Consider the following 20,089-nt stretch of genomic DNA (forward strand, 5'->3'; position numbering starts at 1 on the left):
CGCATGTTCCGCCGCTGATACAGGGAGCTTACCCGATGCGTCCAGCATCCTGCCGTTTCGCAATTACGCTCGCCCTGTGCGGAGTCTGGTCCATGCCTGCGCAGGCGGCTACGGCGCTGGGGCCGGTCACGGCTGAAGTCACCTTTATTTCCCGCTCCGCCAGCCTGGGCCTTGGCTATACATGGGGCCATGGCGTGCTGACCTATGGCGGGCGCCAGTACCCGTTCGAAGTGCGGGGGGCATCGGCTGCCTCCATCGGGTTTTCATCGGGCACCAGCGTGGGCAAGGTTTACAACCTGCAACGGGTCGAGGATTTCGAGGGCACGTACTGGGCCCTTTCGGGCGAGGCAACGATCGGTGCGGGTGTTTCGGGCTCCCTGATGGAAAATAACGACGGTGTTCGCATCCGCTTGCAGGAAAACCGTTCGGGCGGACGCCTTGCGGCCTCGCCGTCGCGCCTGACCGTGCGTTTTGTTACCGCCGCGAACCCGCCGGCCCCGGCACCCGGCGAAAGCCCGGGGGACAAGGCTGGCGCGGCTGCGCCTGCGACCCCGAATGCCGCCAGTGACAATGCTGCCGGTGTGCATGCGGCTGGCGCGAACACGGCCAGTGCGAACGTATCTGCCGGCAAGAGCGTGCATTAGGCAAAAGCCTGCTTCAGGGTGCGGCGCGCGCATCCGCCCGGGGGGCCACGCCCGGTTTTTTCGGCGCGTGCAAGCTCTGTTCGCCTGCGTAATTTCTGCCAGATAATCCGCAAAAGCGGCGGGCCTTCACGCTGTGCCAGCGGCCCGGGTCAGGATTTCGACCGTCCTGCCAATAATATCGCTTTCCTCGAAGAGGGACAGGGCGCGTTCGCGGCCCATTTCACCCATTGCGGCGGCCTGTTGCGGGTCTGAGACCAGTTGGTTCAGCGCCGCGGCCAGGGGTTCGATCGTGCCCGGCTGTACCAGCAGGCCGGTGCGCCCGGGTACCACCTGTTCGCGCGGGCCGCGTATGTCGGTGGCGACAACGGGCAGGCCCGTCAGCATGGCTTCGATAATGGACATGGGCAGTCCTTCGAAATGACTGGGCAGGGTGAAGATATCGGCCGCGGCCAGCAGGGCGGGAATATCCGTCCGGTAGCCCAGTATTTTCAGCCTGTCCCCCAACTGCCTGCTGGCGTCTTCCAGGCAGCCCGCCATATCCGCCCCATGGTCGGAGGCTAGGCGTTCCCCCACGATCCATAATTCGGCACCATGCACATCGCCCATGGCCGCCAGCAGTTCCGGATAGCCCTTGTGCCGCACCAGGCGAGAGACCGCGATAATGACCGGCGTGCCCTCCGGCGTGCCCAGTTCCCGCCGGATGCGGGCGCGGGCCGTGGGGTCGGGGTGGAAAACGGCGCTGTTGCGGCCATTGCCGATGGCGATGGGGTGGGGGTGAATATGCAGCCGCCGCACATCGCGCGCTTCCTCGCGCGAGACGGTGAGGTAGAGATCCGTCACGCGGCCGCAGAGCATTTCCAGCACCAGAGCCAGTGCCCGCCGTGGGGCCGAACCCGGCTGGTTGAACAGGAAACCGTGGCACGTATAGGCAATGCAGGGCACGCCGCATAATCTGGCCGCCAGCCGTGCCAGAATGCCGCTGATCGGCATATGCGCATGCACCAGATCGGGTTTTTCGCGGCGGATGAGCCGGACCAGTGCGATAAAGGCGCGCGCCTGCGCCAGCGGTGAAAAAGACCGGGCCAGGGCCGGTGTCTCGATCCGGAAACCCTCGGCCCGGGCGGTGCGCAGCAGGTCCCCTTCCGCGCAGACACCGACCACATCATGTCCCTGCGCGCGCAGCGCCCGCATGAGGGGGAGCAGAAAATGCGTGAGCGAGAAATCGACGTTGGTAATTTCCAGTATTTTCACGCGCGGGGTCTACGTGCTGACAAGGGTCAGGGCCCAGTGAATGGCCCGCGGCAAAGGCGGCTCCGCATTGGCGGGTGCGCCAGCGGGTGTGCCGTTGTGCGTTCCGGTGGGTGTCGCGGCGGTCGTGTCCGGCTTGCCGGTCGCACCCGATTCGGCGTGGAGCTGCGCTTTCGCACTGTCATGCTCGCCCGTCGCCTGTGCGCTCTGCTCACCAGCGGGTGCCGGGGCAGGGGGCTGTTCGCCGGGCGGCGTTGCCAGTAACTGGTCGGGCTGTTCCGGTGCCACGGCAGGAACGGTATCGCCCTGCACGGCATGGGCAGCGCGCGATAGATCGGCCTGTCCTTCTCTGGTCCCGGCTTTGTCCTCTGCCTTGCCGCCAGCCTGTGCAGTTGTGGTCTCGCCCGCGGGTTTGTCTTCCCGCCCCGGCGTGGCTCCGTCCTCCCCTGCGGGCCCCTTTCCAGCGGGGGGCTTGCCTGCATCCCCGGCGGGCTGGTCGGGTGCGCCCGAAGCTTCGGCCTGCGCTGCGGGCCCGGGTTCCGCCGCTGCGGGGGGCGGGGTCAGTGTCAGCACGATCTGGCGTGTGCGCTCCACCTTGCCCCGGCCCAGATACACGCTTTCTTCCACGCTGATGATTGCGTCGGACAGGAACTGCCAGCTTTCTTCTTCCGTATGCAGAAGGTAGCCCTCTGGCGTGGCTTCCACCATGATATCGGGGTGCAGGTGAAAGCGCAGGCAGAACGGTGCGCCCTGCCTGGCGTCGCGCAGTTTCTCCTCGCCCCGCAGGCTTTGCCCGTCCTTGCTCAGGTAAAGCTGGCGGTAATAAAGACCCTTGCCCTGGCGCTTGTAGCCGTCATGCGTCATTTCCAGCCAGTGCGCGCCATCATGCGTGACATGCGAACGGGTGACGCGCGGCGGGTTCGCGACCGTGCCATCCGCCTCGATCCGCATGGGGGATGCACCGATCATGTCCAGCACGGAATGGGCCGGGGGGTAGCGCAGAACCTCTGTCCAGCCCGGCAACTGGCTGGACCCGCAATTGACGATAATCCTCTGCCGGCCCGATGAAAATTCAAAGGACAGCATGCCCGCATGCGCCGCGTGGCTGAAAGCCGCGGGGGCGGGGGCCCCGGCATCGGCCAGCAGCAGGGCGCGCCCGCCGGTCATTCTGACAAAGCCGCTTTCGGGCAGGCTGGCGGCGACCACCCGCGTGCGGGATGCGCGGCTCAGCACATGGTCTAGCAGGGTCGGGTCGCGTTCGGTGCTGCCGTTGAACAGGGCCAGCCCGCCATCGCCATGGCGCAGGGCGCGCAGGGCGGGGGTGGCGCGGTTTGCCGCGTCCAGCAGGGCCGTGGGCACCGGCAGCTTGGCCATTTGCAGGATATAGAGCATTTCAGCCAGTTCGCGCACGACCTGGAACTGCTCTTCAGGGCTGCGGCTGAAATGGCTGCCATCGGCATGGATCTGGCTGGCCAGTGTTTCATCGATCAGGCGCAGGTAGCGGGCCAGGAATTCGGGGTAATCCGGCAGGCACACGCCCACGGCCAGCAGGCCCTTGAGCGCGCTCAACGCCCGCCAGCCCGATACGGCTTCGGGCATCAGGGCGGCGATGGACCGGGCCTCCATGATGAAGGACGCCATCAGGTTGTGGTGGAACCGGTCATCGGCGGAGGCTGCGAAAAATTCGTAGCATCCCAGCCAGGCGGCCAGGCGCGTGCCCGTAATGGCGGGGTCGGCCAGGGCGCGTTCCATGGGGGGCTGGCGCAGCCAGTGCCCGACCAGCGTGCGTGCGCGCACCCGCGCGGAATCCGCCCCCAGTTCGCGCAGGTCCTGCAACCAGGTAAAGCCCTGCAACCATCGCCGATAGGATACGGGCCAGGACGGGTCATCCCACTGTCCGGGCTTGAGCGCACGGGGCACGCCATCGAACTCGGTCCGGTTGCGGACCAGCCGTTCCCCCACGGCGGCATTCCCCGGCCAGAGATCGCGCAGCACAACGGCCGGGGCGTCGGGAATGCGGGCAAACCCGCCAACGGGGTTGCGCAACGCGTAGCTGAGCCGGGCTCCACGGGTCCAGTGGCGTAAAGACATCAGCGGGTCAGAACTCCATGGTTCGGGTGGCGGGACAGCCTTGCTAGGTTACAGCCTGTCCCTCATGTTTGGCCAGAGCGTGGCATCAGCGTGGCAGGGGTAAATATTCCGCCTGCGCGTTGCCTGCGCCGTCGGGGCGCAGGGCCGCCATGGCGGCAGCGTAATCCGGCTTGCCGTAAACCGCGCTGCCCGCGATCAGCACGTCCGCGCCCGCTTGGGTGGCCAGGGGGGCGGTGGCGGCGTCGATCCCGCCATCGACCGCAAGGCGGATATCGCGCCCGCTGCGCGCGATCATTTCGCGCAGGCGGGTGATCTTGGGCAACTGGCTGTGCAGGAATTTCTGCCCGCCAAAACCCGGGTTCACGGTCATGACCAGAATGATGTCCACCAGGTCCATGACCTCGGCAATGGCCTCTGGCGGGGTGGCGGGGCACAGTACGATGCCGGGCCTGGCCCCCAAAGCGCGGATAAGCTGGAGCGAACGGTGGGTATGGGGCCCCGCTTCGATATGAATGAGAATCTGGTCGGCACCCGCCTTGGCGAAGGCTTCCAGATACGGGTCGACCGGGGCGATCATCAGGTGCACGTCGAACGGCAGGGTCGTGCGCGGGCGCAGGGCTTTGACCACGGCCGGGCCGAAGGAGATATTGGGCACGAAATGCCCGTCCATGATGTCGAGATGGATCCAGTCCGCCCCGGCCATGGCCACGGCCTCGATCTCTTCGCCCAGCCGGGTGAAATCAGCCGCGAGAAGGCTGGGGGCGATCAGGGGGCAGGAAACAGGGCGCATGGTCTGTGTATCCGAAAGGCGAAAAGGAAAAGTCGGTGGGCGGGATGGGCCTGGGGGTGCCCAAGGTGTGCCCGGGGAGTGACTGTCCGGGCTGGCGTGTTTTTTTTCAAACGGTTTTTCGTGCTCCCCGGCGGCCCCTGTATGGGGCCGGGGTGAACATCATGTGACTATCCGCTTTATGGTGCCCCCGTCAGGCCGGGCGGGTGAAGCGGGCTGCGAAAAATCCGTCCATCCCCCCCTGTTCCGCCCACAGGCCGGGATGCGTGCGTAACCAGCCTTCCGGCGTTATGGCCTGTGGCAGGCAGGGCAGTTCCTCGGGCGTGAAGGGGCTGGGCACCAGGCCCATGGCCTGGGCGGCGCGGGCACGGGCCGGGCCTTCTTCCTCCTGCAGCGAACACACGGCATAGACCAGCCTGCCGCCGGGCTTGAGCATGTCACGTGCCGCGGCCAGCATCTTGTCCTGCATGTCGGTCAGGGCGGCAAGGTCACGCGGGCGCTTGACCCACAGCACATCGGGGTGGCGGCGCGCGGTGCCGGTGGCCGAACACGGGGCGTCGAGCAGAATGGCGTCCTGCGGGGCGTCGGGCGTGTAGGTGGTGGCATCGGCCTGCACGGTTTTGACGTCCAGCCGCAGGCGGGCCAGGTTTTCGATCAGCCGTTCCATGCGGGCCGGGTTGTTCTCGACGGCCGTGACATGGGCCCCGGTCACGGCCAGTTGCGCGGTCTTGCCACCGGGGGCGGCGCACAGATCCAGCACCTGCTCGCCGTTTTGCACGTTCAGCAGGCGGGCGGGCAGGGTGGCTGCGGCGTCCTGCACCCAGAAAGCCCCTTCCTCATACCCGGCCAGTTCAGTAACGCGCGTCCCGCTTTCGAACCGCCATGACCCGTTGGGCAGCAGCACGCCCCCTTCGGGCGGCACAGCGCCCGGGCGCAGCGTGATGTCGAGCGGGGCTTCATGGCTCAGTGTCCGGGCAATGGCGCGCGGAACGCCCGCCCCCAGCACGGACCATGAACTCCACAGCCAGGGGGGAATATCCAGCCGGGGCTGGTCCAGCCCGTCCAGCACCGCATCGCCCTGGGCTGCAACGCGGCGCAGCACAGCATTGGCAAGACCTGCGAACGGGGCCAGCTTGCGCCTGCGCAGGAGTGAGACCGTCGTGCCCACGGCGGCATGGGGCGGGGTTTGCAGGAACAGAAGCTGCGCGCAGCCCATCATCAGGGCGACACGCACCGGCTCGGGCGGTTCCTTGCGCAGGAAAGGTTCAAGGGCGGTGCGCAGCGTGCCCAGATGGCGCAGCGTTGCAGCCGCGATCCGGTGGGCGGCCGCCCGGTCGCGCGGTTCGGCATGGTGGGCGGTGGCCGAGCGGGTCAGGCTGTTTTCCAGCATGCGGCGGTGTTCGACCACCCCGCATAAAATATCGAAGGCGACATCGCGCGTGGGGTCGGGCGGGGTCGGCGGGTGCCCTTTCTGGCGGGGTTTACCGCCAGGTGCCCCCCCGCGTTCGGGCCCGCCCGAAGGCTGGCCCGGTGCCGGGTTGCCGGGGGCCGCGCCGCGCGGTGCATGGCTGCGGGAAGATTGGCCGCGCGTCTTGGGGCGGCTCGGGCGATCGGATGATGTCATGACAGGGCTCAGGCCACCAGCAGGGCGTCGGCACTGCTGGCGCAAGGGGGATGGTTGGTCAGGAAATGCAGCAATGCCTGCGGGTAAAGCTGGTGTTCCTGCCGCAGCACGCGGGCAGCCAGGGTTTCGGCCGTGTCACCGGCCAGGACGGGTACGGCTGCCTGGCCCAGGATGGGGCCTTCGTCCATGCCCTCGGTCACCAGGTGGACCGTGCAGCCATGCACGCGCACGCCCGCTTCCAACGCGCGTTCATGCGTATGCAGCCCGGGGAAGGAGGGTAGCAGGCTGGGATGGATGTTGAGCATGCGCCCCGCCCAGGCCTGTGTCAGGAACGGGGTCAGCAGGCGCATGTAACCCGCAAGGCAGACAGCCTGCGCGCCTGCCTCTTCCAGGGCGGCATGCATGGCGCGTTCATGGGCCGCGCGATCCTTGCCGTAGGGGCGGTGGTCTATGGCCAGGGTAGGCAGGCCTGCCGCGCGGGCCACATCAAGGCCGGGGGCCTGGGGGCGGTTGCTCAGAACCAGGCAGATCCTGGCGGGAAAGGCGGGGTCTTGGGCTGCGCGTATCAGGGCGGTGGCGTTGCTGCCCCGCCCGCTGAGCAGAATGGCGACAGGCGTGCGGTCCGTGCTGCGCTGGAAGGTCATGCGGCGCGGAAATCCGGTGTCGCCAGCATTTGCAGCCCGGGCTTGCTGAGCGCGGTCGCGGCATTGGCGACACGGCCGATGACGGTTGGCGTCTCGCCCATTTCGCGCAGCAGGTCCAGCGCCTGATCGGGCTCGGGGGTCACCAGCACCATGCCGATCCCGCAGTTGAACACGCGCAGCATTTCCTCGTCATCCACATTGCCCGTGCGGGCCAGCCATTTGAAAACCGGGGCCACGGGCCAGGGCTGGTCGATCACGGCATCCAGCCCTTCGGGCAGCACGCGCGGCAGGTTGCCCGGCAGCCCCCCGCCCGTGATGTGGGCCGCGCCATGGAGCAGCCCGGCCCGATGCAGCGCCAGCACAGACTGTACGTAAAGGCGCGTGGGGGTCAGGAAGGCCTCGCCCAGCGTCTGGCCGGGGGCGAAGGCGGCGGGGTCCGTCCAGGCCAGGTGGGCATCGGCCACGATACGCCGTACCAGCGAAAACCCGTTGGAATGCACACCGGATGAGGGCAGGGAGATCAGCGTATCCCCCGCCACGATCCCGGCGGGCAGCAGGGCATGGCGTTCGGCGGCCCCCACGGAAAAGCCGGCGAGATCGTAATGCCCGTCGGCATACATGCCCGGCATTTCCGCCGTTTCGCCACCGACCAGCGCGCAGCCCGACTGTTCGCACCCCTGGGCGATCCCGCGCACGACCTTGGCCGCACTGGCGACGGACAGGCGGCCCGTTGCGAAATAGTCCAGGAAGAACAGCGGTTCTGCCCCCTGCACGATCAGGTCGTTCACGCACATGGCCACAAGGTCCACGCCCACGGTCTCATGCAGGTCGGTTTCGATGGCCAGGGTCAGCTTGGTGCCCACCCCATCGGTGCAGGAAACCAGGACCGGGTCCTTGAAGCCTGCGGCCTTCAGGTCGAACAGCGCGCCAAATCCACCCAGCCCCCCCATGGTGCCGGGCCGGTCCGTGGCCTTGGCGGCCGGGCGGATCGCGTCAACCAGGGCTTCGCCCGCTTCGATATCCACGCCGGAGTCACGATAGGTGAGACCGGATGAGGGAGGGCGAGGGGAAGACGTCATGCGTGCGCTCTTGGTCAGAATGAGAATAAGGTCGATGCCGGGAACGTGGTGAGATAGCATTCCCGCGAACAGTCTTTAAGGCAGGAGACGCGGCGCGCAAAGCGGCATGACACGGATTGATGAAACAAACAGCCCCCATAATGCCCCTGCCATGCCTTCAAGTGGCGGCCTGCGGGGGCAGGAGGTAAGCCGCGCCGACCCCGCAGGGGCGGAACAGATCGGGCTGCCCTTTGCCTACCGCCCCCGATTCGGACGGTCGGACTTCGTGGCTGCCCCCTCCAACGCGGCGGCGCGCGCATGGGTGCTGGACGCCGAAGCAGCCAGCCGCTGGCCCGAAGGGCGCATGGCCCTGTGGGGGGAAAGTGGCACAGGCAAGACGCACCTGCTCTCGGTCTGGGCGGGGCGGTACGGCGCACCCATCATGCAGGGCAGCCGCCTGAACGAGCGCGATGTGGCCACCCTGCTGACAGAGGGCGGGTTCGCGGCCATGGCGCTGGACAATGCCGAAAGCGTGCCCCGTGCCCAGGACCTGTTGCACCTGATCAACCTTGCGCGCGAGCGGCGCATGGCGTTGCTGATGGCCGCCCGCCTGCCGCCTTCGCGCTGGAATTTTGCCCTGCCGGACCTGCTCAGCCGCCTGCGGGCAACGGCGGCAGTACCTGTAGGCCAGGCTTCTGGCGACCTGCTGCGCCGCCTGCTGCTGCGCCTGCTGGCCGAACGCCAGTTGGTGGTGGCGCCCCAGGTGACGGAATGGCTGCTGCGCCGCCTGCCGCGCAGTGCGGGTGCGGTGCGCGACTGCGTGGCCATGCTGGATGCGGCGGCCCTGGCCACGGGCGGAGGGGTCACGCGCGGCCTTGCCGCCAGCGTTCTGGAAAACCTGCAAAAGCGCGAGGACGAGAGCGCCTGAAAGAGGAGAGCGCCTGAAAACTGCCCGAGAGAACGCCCGAGAGGGAACACCCGGGAAAACGCCCGAAAGAACGCCCTGAAAAATGCCTGAAATATGATGGTTTTAAGACTCAGCCCCCTGAAGGCGCGGGTGCGCTTTACGTGAACGGCATGATTTGCATTATGCTTTTTTCACGGGCGGCGGTGTGCCGGGGGCTGTTTTTTACAGCTTTTGCGGCGCACCATGCTGCAAGGCATACGGGGGGCAAGGCAACATGACGGCGCAGGATAACAAGACGGAAAACGAAACCGGAGCACGCCTGCCCGCCAGGAAAGCCAGAAGCAAAGCGGCAGCCGCCAAAGGGACGACTGTTAAAGCAAGTGCGACCAAGGGGGGTACGACCAGGGGGAAACCCGCCAAGGCGGCAAAGGGCGTCGCCAAAGGGGAAGTGCCCGAAGCACGGGCACCGGAAAAGGCAACCGCCGACAAGACGGTGATCGACAAGGGCGTGCCTGAAAAAGCAGCGACCGAAAAAGTAATGAACGACAAGCCGACGCCCGAAAAGGCAGCCCCCGAAAAAACGACGGCCGAAAAAGCGGGTGCGGGCAAGGTGGCCACGTCAAAAGCCGAGGCAGAGAAGGCGGTGGCGGACAAGGCAGCAGGCCGGGCCCTGGCGGGCGGGCGCAGCCGCAGGACAGCCGAGCGCCAGATTACCCTGACATCGCCCGAGCGCTTCATCAACCGCGAACTGTCCTGGCTGGATTTCAACCAGCGCGTGGTGGAGGAAGCCGATAACGCCCGCAATCCCCTGCTTGAACGGCTGCGGTTCCTGTCCATCAGTGCCAGCAACCTGGACGAATTCTATTCCGTGCGCGTGGCGGGTCTGGTCGGGCAGTTGCGCGAAGGGCTGACCAAGCTCTCCCCCGATGGTCGCACCCCCGCCCAGCAGCTTGAAGCCGTGCGCGAACGCTGCGCGCGCCTGCTGCGGGCCCAGCAGCGGATCTGGACCGAACTGCGCCCCAGCCTGGCGCAGTCGGGCGTGGAACTGTGCGAAACCGCGGATCTGAACGACGCCGATCTCGACTGGCTGCAAAAATGCTTCATGGACCGTATTTTCCCCGTCCTGACGCCCCTGGCGGTGGACCCGGCCCATCCCCTGCCGTTCATTCCCAATATGGGGCTGGCTCTGGGCCTGCGCCTGCTCTACGCCGATACGGGCCTGTTCGCGATGAACGCGCTGATCCTCCTGCCCGCGCAGATCGAACGCTTCATCCGCCTGCCGGCCCCCATGCCGCCTGCCGGCCAGTCGCTGGCCGTGCAGGTGGCGGACCCCACGGCCCAGGTCATACCCCCGCCACCCGTGCGCTTCATCCGGCTGGAGGATCTGATAACCCTGTTCATGGACCGGCTGTTCTCGGGCCTGACGGTGGGGGAAAGTGGTGTCCTGCGCGTGATCCGCGATACGGATGTGGAATTCGAGGACGAGGCGGAAGACCTCGTGCGTTCGTATGAAACAGCGCTCAAGCGCCGCCGCCGCGGTGTGGTGATCCATCTGGACATGGAAAAGCGCGTGCCCGCCGAACTGGCCGAAGCCATAGCCTCGGACCTTGATCTCCCGCCCGAGGAAATAGCCGTGCATTCGGGCATGATCGGTGTGGCCGACCTGCGGCAGATGATCGTCGATGACCGGCCCGAACTGCTGTTTCCCGCCTATACGCCGCGCTTTCCCGAACGGATACTGGATTTCAACGGCGACTGCTTTGCCGCCATCCGCGCCAAGGACCTGCTGGTCCACCATCCGTTCGAAAGTTTTGACGTGGTGGTGCAGTTCCTGCGCCAGGCGGCACTCGACCCCAACGTGATCGCCATCAAGCAGACGCTGTATCGCACGTCGCGCGACTCTCCCATCGTCAAGGCGCTGATCGAGGCGGCGGAAGCGGGCAAGTCCGTGACCGCCATGGTGGAACTGCGCGCGCGCTTTGACGAGGAAGCCAATATCCGCCTGTCCCGCGCGCTGGAGGCGGCGGGCGTGCAGGTCGTGTTCGGCTTTGCCGACCTGAAGACCCACGCCAAGCTCAGCCTTGTGGTGCGGCGCGAAGGGGCGGTGGTGCGGTCCTACGCCCATTTCGGCACTGGCAACTATCACCCCATTACCGCGCGCATTTACACCGATCTGTCCTTTTTCACCTGCAATCCCTCCCTTGCCCGCGATTCCGCGCGGCTGTTCAATTATGTGACGGGCTACGCCATGCCCGCGCAGATGGAGGAAATCGCCTTCTCGCCCATGACCATCCGCAAGACGCTGCTGCGCCTGATCGAGGATGAGATAGACCAGGTCAAGGCAGGCAGGTCCGGGCTGATCTGGCTGAAAATGAACGCCCTGGTCGATCCCGAACTGATCGATGCGCTGTATCGCGCTTCCTGTGCGGGGGTGAAGATCGTGGGCGTCATACGCGGGATATGCTGCCTGCGGCCCGGTGTTGCGGGGCTTTCCGAGAATATCCGCATCAAGTCCGTGGTCGGGCGTTTTCTGGAACATTCGCGCATTTTCGTGTTCGGCAACGGCCACCGCCTGCCCTCGCGCCATGCCAAGGTCTATATTTCCTCCGCCGACTGGATGACCCGCAACATGGACTGGCGGGTCGAAAGCATGGTGCCCATCACCAACCCCACCGTGCATGCCCAGGTGCTGGACCAGATCATGGTCTCGAACATGCGCGACAACCTCCAGTCCTGGATTCTCGAACAGAACGGCGTGTGGCGCAGGCTTACGGCGGGCAACAAGCCGTTTTCCGCGCATGAATGGTTCATGACCCATCCCTCCCTCTCCGGGCGGGGGTCCGCTGCGCATGAAACACCCATCCGTGCCCCGGCATCCCTGTCATCGGCCCAGGATCTGATGATTGATGTCTGATCCGCGCCGGGGGCCCGTTTCCGTCAGCCGGTGCGGGATTTGCCGGTTGGCGGTGCGCGCGCACCTTGCCGGGCAGAGGGGTTTTCTGCCATGGCAGTGACGGTAAAGGGAGCGGATATGCAGCGTCGGTCAGCAGTGGTGGACCTTGGGTCCAATTCGGTACGGCTTGTGGTGTTCGAAGGCGTGTCGCGCAATCCGATGCCCATTTTCAATGAAAAGGCCGTGCTGCGCCTGGGGCGGGGGCTGACCGCGACGGGTCGCCTGAACGAGGAAGGTGTTGGCATGGCCGTGGAAGTGCTCAGCCGCTTTCATGCCATTGCCACGGCGATGCAGGCCGAGCCGTTCGAAATCCTGGCCACCGCCGCCGTGCGGGACGCGGCTAACGGCCCCGCCTTTGTCGAAATGCTACGGCGCACCATGCCGGGCGTGAGCGTGCGCATTCTTTCGGGCAAGGAAGAGGCCGATCATTCCGCCATCGGCGTCATGTGCGGCATTCCCGGGGCCGAGGGCGTGGTGGCGGATGTGGGTGGGGGCTCGCTCGAACTCATCCACCTCAGCGCCAAGGGGCGGCACGACGTCACGACCCTGCCGTTGGGCATGATCCGGCTGTCCGACCGGGCAGAAGGCGATCTGGCTCGCGCCCGCCAACTGGCGGACGAGGATATCGGCAAGGTGAAGTGGCTGACCTGCATGCAGGGCAGCACGCTGTACCTGGTGGGGGGCGCGTTCCGGGCCCTGGCCAGGCTGGATATCGCGCGCAAGCAGTATCCGCTCAATATCGTACATTACTATACGCTTGAGGCCAGGGACGCGCAGGAGATGACATCGTGGCTGCTGGATACGCCGCGCCGCGCCCTTGAACGCCTGCCCGGCGCACCGCGCAAAAGGCTGGACGACGTTCCTTTTGCCGCCACCGTCCTGCGGCGGCTTGTCCGCAAGGTCCAGCCCGACAGGGTCGTGTTCTGCGTCGATGGCCTGCGCGAAGGGTGGTACATGCTCAACGTCGCCCCCGACCGCCTGGCCGAAGACCCGATGGAAACTGTCGCGCGCGAGATGTGCGACCGGCTGGGTCGCAGCAGCACGCTGCCCGCCGTCCTGCGCGACTGGACGGACTGCCTCAACCCCGCCGAGAGCAGTCGCGAACGCTACCTGCGCGGCATTGCCTGCTACCTGTCCGACATCGGCAGCCATGACCACCCCGAATACAGGGCCGAGCAGACCTACTGGCGCGTGCTGCGCGTGCAGGGGGCGGGGTTCGACCATCAGGCCCGGGCCTGGCTGTCGCTCGCCCTGGCGGTGCGGTATTCGGCGGAACTTTCAGCCCCGTTCCTTGGCACGTCCCGCCTGTTGCTGGGCGAGGCCCAATGGCGCAGTGCGGTGGCCGTGGGGCTGGCGCTGCGGCTGGCCTATTCCCTTTCCGGCGGGGCAGGCATCCTGCTCGACGGCACGTCCCTTGCGTGGCAGGGGACCGAACTGGTGCTGACGCTGACATCCGCCCGGGTGGCGGTCAAGGGCGAGGGCGTGCGGCGCGGCCTGGAACGGCTGGGCCAGGCGCTGGACGTGCCCACACGCTTTGCCGTGGACCTGCCGGACCGCTAAAACCACGCCCACCCGGCTGCGCGAACAGCGCCCCCATGGCGCGTGCCGGCGGGCAGGGAGCTTATGGCCGGCGTCCCTTTTCAATGAGCGGGCACCACGCGCACCCGTAATCGGGTGCGAAACCTTTGGCGCATGCATGGTGTTTTCTGGTGGTGCCCCCATGTCACAGGCCCGCGTGAAGGGCAGCCTCCCGGTGCGCAAGGCTGGACATTGCGGGCGGTTGTGGGCAGGTTAGGGGCAAGAGACATCTCCTGTTCGGCAGGTGGGGTCCATGTTCGGGTCTGTCCGCAGGTGCGTGGGCCCGGCGGGATATGACCAGCAACCACTGGGACTCATTGCGTGGCTTCTGAAGAGATCGTTGACCCCACAATCCGGAACGAGACATCCATGCGGCGGGTGCTGTTGCACCTGATGCTGCCTTTCTTTCTGACCGTCCTGGCCGTGGTGGCCATTGCGTGGGTGGGCTACACCTCCTACCGGACAACCCAGGCAGGCGTTTCGCGGCTGACGCATGAACTGCTCGAAGCCGTGCAGCTTAATATCGGCCAGGAAGTGGCGGATTACATCATGCCCGCCGTCACCGGCAACCAGGTTGCCAGCGGCATGATCGCCCATGCCCCCGTCCAGGTGCAGGACAGGGTTTTCTATGCCTACGCCAGCACGGTGCTGCGCGAGGCACCGCAGCTCCAGTCCTTTTACCTGGCGGACGAGCAGGGCAGCTTCATGCTGGTGACGCGCGGCACCCAGAAAGGGCTGCTGGATCGCGTGCGCCTGGTCAGCAAGGGGACAAGCCGCGTCTTTCACCACGAACTGTATGACGAACACGACACCAAGGTGAAGGAGTGGGATGCCGACGCCAAGGATTACGACCCCCGCACCCGGCCCTGGTATGCCGATACCAATGGTGTCAACGGCATAAAATGGACCCAGCCGTTCCTCTTCCCCGATGATGGCCAGTTCGTCATGACCAGTTCCGTCCGCTTCAAGGGTGGGGACGGCCATACACTGGTGTTCGCGGCGAATATTTCGCTCAACCAGCTCAGCGCGTATCTGGAAAAAATCAAGATCGGCAATTCCGGCAGCGCCATGATCGTGGACAGCAAGGGCCGTATCATGGCGGGGCGGAACCTGACGCAGCAGGCCAGGGCCGCGGGGTGGAACCCCGACAAGATGGTGATCAATCCCAAGGACGAACCGGTTTTCTCCCTTGGTTACGATCATTACCGCGTGCGGGGCTTTGGCCCGCACAATGTCACGACCAATGGCCAGCACTACATTACCATGGCCTCGGCCCTGCCGCGCTATTCGGAAGGCTGGGTGCTGCTGATTGCTGTGCCCGCGCAGGATTTCGCAAGCTTTGGCCGCCAGAGCAGTCGGCAGAGCCTTCAGTTCGCGGGCATTATCGTCGTGTTCTCGATATTCGTGGGCGGGCTGTTCATAAGGCAGGTGCGCCGGACGGAACGCGGCACGCGCCAACTGGCCACGCAGCAGGCCCAGATCACGCTGGAAAGTGCCGCCGTGCGGCAGGTGGCCATGGCCCCGCAACTGTTCGACCCGTCGGTGGAACCGCTGGTGCTGACAACCCAGCTTGCCCGCGTAACCCAGGCCCGGCGCGCCAGCCTGTGGCGTTTCCTGCATGACGGGGCGGCCATGGTCTGCGAAGAATCCTATGATCTCACGCAGGATATCCATACCGGCGGCTTTGAAATGGGTGGCCCGGAACTGGCCAAGTTTTTCGCAGCCATCAACGAGGGCGCGCCCTTCACGGTCGGCACCGCCGCCGCCGATGAACGGACGGCCGCCTTCGAACGGCTGGTCATGCGCGAGATCGGCACGCGCACCCTGGCGGTCTATCCCGTATCCGGGCCCAAGGGCGTGCTGGGCATGATCGCCCTGGAAGACCCCACCCTGCTGCCGCACCTGCAATATTTCCTGGACCTGACGACCAACATCGCGGGCACGCGCTTTGCGGCCCAGCAGGTTCTGGAACAGCATGCCGCACAGGCGCCGGCCGGTCAGGCGCCCGATCGCCCACCCCCGGCAGCCCTTGCCCCGGTGCTGACCGACAACATGCTGATGCACGTGCCCGAGCTTGAGACATTGCAGGGCGCAAGCATCTATTCCTCCGTGGCCGTGCTGGTCATCACCTTCTCCGACCCGGTGGTGGAGGGCGAGCAGGAGGTGACGGCCCTTATCACCCTGATCAACCAGCTGGCGATGGATGTGCAGGCCATCGCGGCGGAAGAGCAGCTTTTCGCGGTCGAGGTGGCGGGCCACCGCATGATCTGCATGGCGGGCTGCACCGCCGCCCCCGACCCTGGTGCCCTGAGCCGCGTTGCAGATGCGGCATTGAGAATGCGCGAGACCTTCATGGCAGCCCTGGCTGCCGCCGACCTCGAACCCGTATTCACCATGGGGATCGACTACGGCACGGCTTTCGGCGGTGCGGTGGGGCAGAGCCCCAAGGTCTTCAACCTGTGGGGGCAGACTGTCTCCCTGGCCGAACTCATGGCCGAAGGGGCATCCGACCCGGGGGTTATCCAGGTGACGGAGCGCGTCTATGCCGCCCTGCGTGACCGCTACCTGTTCCGCAGCCGGGGTGCGTTCTTCGCGCCGCATCTGGGGCTTGGGCGGGCCTACACGCTGGCGGCACGCCGATGAGCGAGCACCTGCCCCCCGAACCCGAAGCGGACAACGAAAGCCAGGAACACCGGCTCATGCCCGATGCGCATGACCCCCTTGTGGCAGGCCGGCGCGCACGCAGGGTGTCGGTGCTGGAATGGGGGCAGCGCAAGCTGGCCTGGATCGGGCGGCTGACACGCCGGCAGGCCCGTTTCATGCTGATCATGCTGGGTGCGTCATGGGGCGTGATCTACGAAAGCTTTCGCGCCCATTCCTGGCGGCGGACGGTGCGGTACGAATTTGTCAGCACCATGAACAGCATTATCCGTGGCGGCCTGGTGGCTACCCTGTTCGCCGGGGTGCTGACCGGGCTGGCCGCCGTGTCGCAGGTCATTTACTGGCTGGGTCTGACGGGTCTTGCCAAAATGACCGGATCGATCCTGATCAACGTGGTGGTGCGCGAAATCGCCCCCATTCTGGTGGGGGTGCTGCTGCTGGGGCGCAACGGCATGCTGTCCACGACCGAGCTGGGGCTTCTGACCATCGGCGGGGAAATCCGCTCCATGCAGGCGGTGGGGGTGGACCCGTTTCTGCTGCTGGTCATGCCGCGCACGCTGGCCTTTACGGTGGCGGGCTTTACGCTGGGCATCCTGTTTTCGTTCGCATCCCTTGTCACCGGCTATGTCATGAGCCGTATCAGCGGCGTGATCACCAACCCCGTCTGGACCTTTTTCGATGACGTGGTGACAGCCATGTCCGGGGCCGATTACGTGGTCATTCCGCTCAAGTTCATTACGGTGGGCTTTGTCGTGGGGCTGGGCGGCTGCCTGACCGGGCTGACCGCCACCAATACGGATACGCTGCGCTCCCTGTTGCCGCGCGGGTTTTCCCGCGGGATGCTGATCGTCATGGTGGTCAGCGTTCTGTTCAGTCTGGAACTGTAATGGAAACCTATTCTTCCGGCCCTCTTCTGGAACTGAACAAGGCCATTCCCTCCTTCGAGGAAAGCGGGCTCCCGCCCTTGCCCTTCAGCATGAAGCTGATGCCCGGCGACTGCGTGGTGGTGGAGGTGCGCGATGCGGCGCGCGCGACCATGTTCGCCGATATCTGCAGCGGCCTTGTCCCGCTCGACGGCGGCAATGTCTCGTTCATGGGGCTGGACTGGACCCAGATGAAGGACCGCGCGCTGAACGCGCTGCGCGGGCGGATCGGGCGGATCACGCGCCGGGCAAGCTGGCCGGAATTCGTGCCCACCCATATCGCCATCATGCTCCAGCAGCTTCACCACACCACCCGCCCGCAGGACGACCTGTTGCAGGAAGCCGCGCGCCTGGCGGAATGGTTCGGCCTGCCCGGCCTGCCCACGCTCAGCCCAGCACTCCTGTCCGATACGGATCTGTGCCGTGCGGCCTGCGTGCGGGCGTTTCTGGGGCGGCCCCACCTGCTCCTGCTCGAGGACCCGCTCGAGGGTGGCCCGCAGGAACTGGCCAACCCCTTCCTGGGTGCGATTACCGAGGCGCGGGACCGGGGTGCGGGTGTGATCTGGCTGGTACGTGGCAATGCCGTCTGGCAGCGTTACCGCCAGGGTATTACGGCAAGCTGGCGGCTTGCCGATGACGGTCTAGCAGCAGTACGGATGGCGTAATGTTTCAGCTCCGCTTAAGACAGAAGGTCAAGCCACTTATCTTCCTGCGCTATGCGGATGAATGGGTGGGGTTTCTCGTTCTCCTCAGCGTCGCCATTTTTGTGGGATCTGTGGTGGAGGCGGGTGTGCTGCGCGACTGGCTGACACCGCCCGCCCGGCTGCAGGTGGTGCTGCCGGCATCAGGCGTGGGCGGGCTGACCGTGGGGGGGGATGTCCAGCTCATGGGGGCGCATGCGGGCACCATTCGCGCCATCAAGCTCAACCCGTCGGGCAACATGTACGCCAATGTCGACCTGGACCCGCAGGCCAAGCCCTTCATCCGGCGCGACAGCACGGCCCTTATCCGCAAGCAGCTGATCGTCACCGGCGCGTCCTACCTCGACCTCAGCCGTGGCTCGGGTGAGCCCATGGACTGGACCTATGCGGTTATTTCCGCCTCCCCTGCACCCAACCCGGCGGACCAGATCACCGCCACGCTGAACAGCATCCAGGCCGAGATCATGCCTGCACTGGCCAGCGCGCGACACATGATGGCCCAGCTCGATTCCACCATTACCGACATGCATGCGGGCAAGGGCACGGTGGGCCAGCTCATGACCAATGACCAGCTTATCAGACGGTCCGAGGCGGTCATTGCCTCGCTCGATGACGTGATAAACCGTCTCAAACCCATCGAGCAGCAGATTTCCGGCGTCATGAAGAAAACGGATGCGACAATGGGCAACCTGAAATCCGCCTCCAACGACCTCAAGGGGGCGACGCCGCATCTGGGCGGGATCGCGGCCAATGTGGAAGCGGGCACCGCCGATCTTCCGGCCCTGCTGGCCCAGGCCCAGACCACGCTGTACGGGCTGGAAAAACTGACGGACCAGTTGCGGGGCATGTGGCTTTTGGGCGGTCAGAAGGTCACGCGCCACAAGCGTCTCGCACCCGAGCAGGTGCGGCCATGACGCGGCGCATGGGCAAGCAGGCCACACGCCCCGCCCATGGTCTGGCATGTGGGGGACTGTTCGACAGTGGTGCGGCACAGGGCGATCGGGCCCGCCGGCTGCTGAGCGGCAAAGGCGGGGCGGAAAGGGGTGTTGCGGATCGGGGTGCGGGCGGGCGGAGCCTGCGCGGCCTGCTGCGCGGGGCCGTGCTTGGCCTGCCCTTGCTGCTGGCGGGCTGCGGGGGTGGCGCGCAAAACCCCACCGTCCGCGATGACGAGACCTGGGACCAGTTCATGACCGCGGGGGAGGATTCCTTCGCACTGGGGCGTTACAGTGTTGCGGCAACGCAGTACCGCAAGGCGGCCGATCTGGCGCTGGTGCGTGACAGTGCCCCCAACATTGCCGAAGCAGGGTACGATCTGGCCGTGTCGCAACTGGCGGCCAACCAGCCCGCCCAAGCCCTGGCCAGCATAACCGCGACCCGGCAGGCCGTAGCCCTGCGCCAGGCAACCTCCATGCCGTTCCTGGACCTTGTGGAAGCCGCAGCCCGTTACCGGCTGGGGCAGTACGCGCAGGCGCAGGAACTGGCGGCCCATGTCATGGCGGCGGGCGATGGGGCTGCGGGCATGCGCGCGGCCCTGGTGGCGGGCCTTGCCGCGGACAAGCGGGGGGATGCCACCGGGTTGAGCGAGGCCCAAGCCTATCTGGCCGGACAGGGGGCGCGGTCAAAAACGCTCTCCGCCCCGCAGCAGGCGATGCAGCAGGCCGCCCTGAGTGAAATCCAGGCCCGTGCCCTGCGTGCATCCGACCCCGCGCGGGGTCGGGCGCTGGCTGAACACGCAGCCGCGTTGCTGCGTGACAATGGGGCTTATCGGGATATGTCGCGTGTGCTGGCGCTGGCGGCCGAACTGGCCAATGCCAGCGGGGACCAGCCGGGGGCCAAGGCGCTATGGGCGCGTGCTGCGCAAAGTGCCGCCGCCCAGAATGGCTCGTCCACCACGACGCTGCCCGCTGCCGCGTCCGAGGCGGCAATTGCCGGGTCGGCGGCTGTGGGCCAGTCCCTGGCGGCCTCCGCCGGGGCAGCGAACGCAGGCACAGGGGGCGATGCCGCCAGTTGGGGGCGTAACGCGGGTGATGTTCCCCTGCGCCCCTTCGATATGGATAACGCCACCCCGTAACGGCAATGCGCCACCATGGGCGCTGTTCTTGCCCCATAACCCCGTTTTCGCGCACCGGCTTGCGGGCGCGCGGGGTTGTGATGCCGCGCATGTTCCTGCCCACCCGGGGGCGTGCAGCCAGCGTAACCGGGTGTCCTGGCCGTACGGACCGGGCTGCGGCGAACGGGCGCAGGGGTTCCATGCAGAATTAGGCGAGCAC

Annotated in this window: 15 protein-coding genes; 9 read left to right on the plus strand and 6 right to left on the minus strand. The window is 66.3% G+C overall.

Annotation, left to right across the window (positions count from 1 at the left end):
* Positions 1-35 precede the first annotated feature (35 nt).
* A complete protein-coding gene (locus J2D77_RS01535; protein ID WP_230975394.1) occupies positions 36-644 on the plus strand; it encodes a hypothetical protein in 609 nt (202 codons plus the stop codon).
* 126 nt (positions 645-770) lie between these two features.
* On the opposite strand, the gene J2D77_RS01540 is transcribed toward J2D77_RS01535, so the two are convergent.
* The 6 genes from J2D77_RS01540 to purM all read right to left on the minus strand — a co-directional run bounded on the left by J2D77_RS01540 (position 771) and on the right by purM (position 8,117).
* Positions 771-1,895 carry a glycosyltransferase family 4 protein gene (locus tag J2D77_RS01540; RefSeq protein WP_207844409.1) on the minus strand — a complete coding sequence of 375 codons (1,125 nt, stop codon included), beginning with the start codon at positions 1,893-1,895 and terminating at the stop codon, positions 771-773.
* 9 nt (positions 1,896-1,904) lie between these two features.
* Positions 1,905-3,983 (minus strand): heparinase II/III domain-containing protein, encoded by a 2,079-nt coding sequence (locus tag J2D77_RS01545; protein ID WP_207844411.1) that lies wholly within the window; start codon positions 3,981-3,983, stop codon positions 1,905-1,907.
* Between the two features lie 85 nt (positions 3,984-4,068).
* Positions 4,069-4,773: a ribulose-phosphate 3-epimerase gene (gene rpe, locus J2D77_RS01550; protein ID WP_207844413.1), complete on the minus strand. Its 705-nt coding sequence runs from the start codon at positions 4,771-4,773 to the stop codon at positions 4,069-4,071.
* A gap of 190 nt (positions 4,774-4,963) precedes the next feature.
* Entirely contained in the window at positions 4,964-6,394 is a 1,431-nt protein-coding gene (locus J2D77_RS01555) for an RsmB/NOP family class I SAM-dependent RNA methyltransferase (protein ID WP_207844415.1), read from the minus strand.
* 8 nt (positions 6,395-6,402) lie between these two features.
* Positions 6,403-7,038, minus strand: a complete 636-nt coding sequence (purN, locus tag J2D77_RS01560) for a phosphoribosylglycinamide formyltransferase (RefSeq protein WP_207844417.1) — start codon at positions 7,036-7,038, stop codon at positions 6,403-6,405.
* Positions 7,035-8,117 carry a phosphoribosylformylglycinamidine cyclo-ligase gene (gene purM, locus J2D77_RS01565; RefSeq protein ID WP_207844419.1) on the minus strand — a complete coding sequence of 361 codons (1,083 nt, stop codon included), beginning with the start codon at positions 8,115-8,117 and terminating at the stop codon, positions 7,035-7,037. Before purM ends, purN begins: the two co-directional genes overlap by 4 nt.
* Positions 8,118-8,223: 106 nt before the next feature.
* Between purM and J2D77_RS01570 the strand changes: the two genes are divergently transcribed.
* From J2D77_RS01570 to J2D77_RS01605, 8 genes are all read left to right on the plus strand, one after another.
* A complete protein-coding gene (locus J2D77_RS01570; protein WP_207844421.1) occupies positions 8,224-9,024 on the plus strand; it encodes a P-loop NTPase family protein in 801 nt (266 codons plus the stop codon).
* 253 nt (positions 9,025-9,277) lie between these two features.
* Positions 9,278-11,917, plus strand: coding sequence for an RNA degradosome polyphosphate kinase (locus J2D77_RS01575; RefSeq protein WP_230975395.1), 2,640 nt, complete (start codon positions 9,278-9,280; stop codon positions 11,915-11,917).
* Positions 11,918-12,007: 90 nt separating this feature from the next.
* A complete protein-coding gene (locus J2D77_RS01580) occupies positions 12,008-13,516 on the plus strand; it encodes a Ppx/GppA phosphatase family protein (RefSeq protein WP_207844424.1) in 1,509 nt (502 codons plus the stop codon).
* 339 nt (positions 13,517-13,855) lie between these two features.
* Positions 13,856-16,177, plus strand: a complete 2,322-nt coding sequence (locus J2D77_RS01585; protein WP_207844427.1) for an adenylate/guanylate cyclase domain-containing protein — start codon at positions 13,856-13,858, stop codon at positions 16,175-16,177.
* Positions 16,174-17,082 carry an MlaE family ABC transporter permease gene (locus J2D77_RS01590; protein ID WP_230975397.1) on the plus strand — a complete coding sequence of 303 codons (909 nt, stop codon included), beginning with the start codon at positions 16,174-16,176 and terminating at the stop codon, positions 17,080-17,082. Before J2D77_RS01585 ends, J2D77_RS01590 begins: the two co-directional genes overlap by 4 nt.
* Complete coding sequence (locus tag J2D77_RS01595) at positions 17,082-17,783, plus strand: ABC transporter ATP-binding protein (RefSeq protein WP_207844432.1); 702 nt, start codon at positions 17,082-17,084, stop codon at positions 17,781-17,783. The genes J2D77_RS01590 and J2D77_RS01595 overlap by 1 nt, the downstream gene beginning before the upstream one ends.
* On the plus strand, positions 17,783-18,733 hold the full coding sequence (locus J2D77_RS01600) for an MlaD family protein (protein WP_207844440.1): 951 nt from the start codon (positions 17,783-17,785) through the stop codon (positions 18,731-18,733). Before J2D77_RS01595 ends, J2D77_RS01600 begins: the two co-directional genes overlap by 1 nt.
* A complete protein-coding gene (locus J2D77_RS01605; RefSeq protein WP_230975398.1) occupies positions 18,730-19,890 on the plus strand; it encodes a hypothetical protein in 1,161 nt (386 codons plus the stop codon). The genes J2D77_RS01600 and J2D77_RS01605 overlap by 4 nt, the downstream gene beginning before the upstream one ends.
* Positions 19,891-20,089: the final 199 nt, after the last annotated feature.

This window comes from Acetobacter garciniae (genome assembly GCF_017377735.1).
Classification (GTDB): domain Bacteria; phylum Pseudomonadota; class Alphaproteobacteria; order Acetobacterales; family Acetobacteraceae; genus Acetobacter; species Acetobacter garciniae.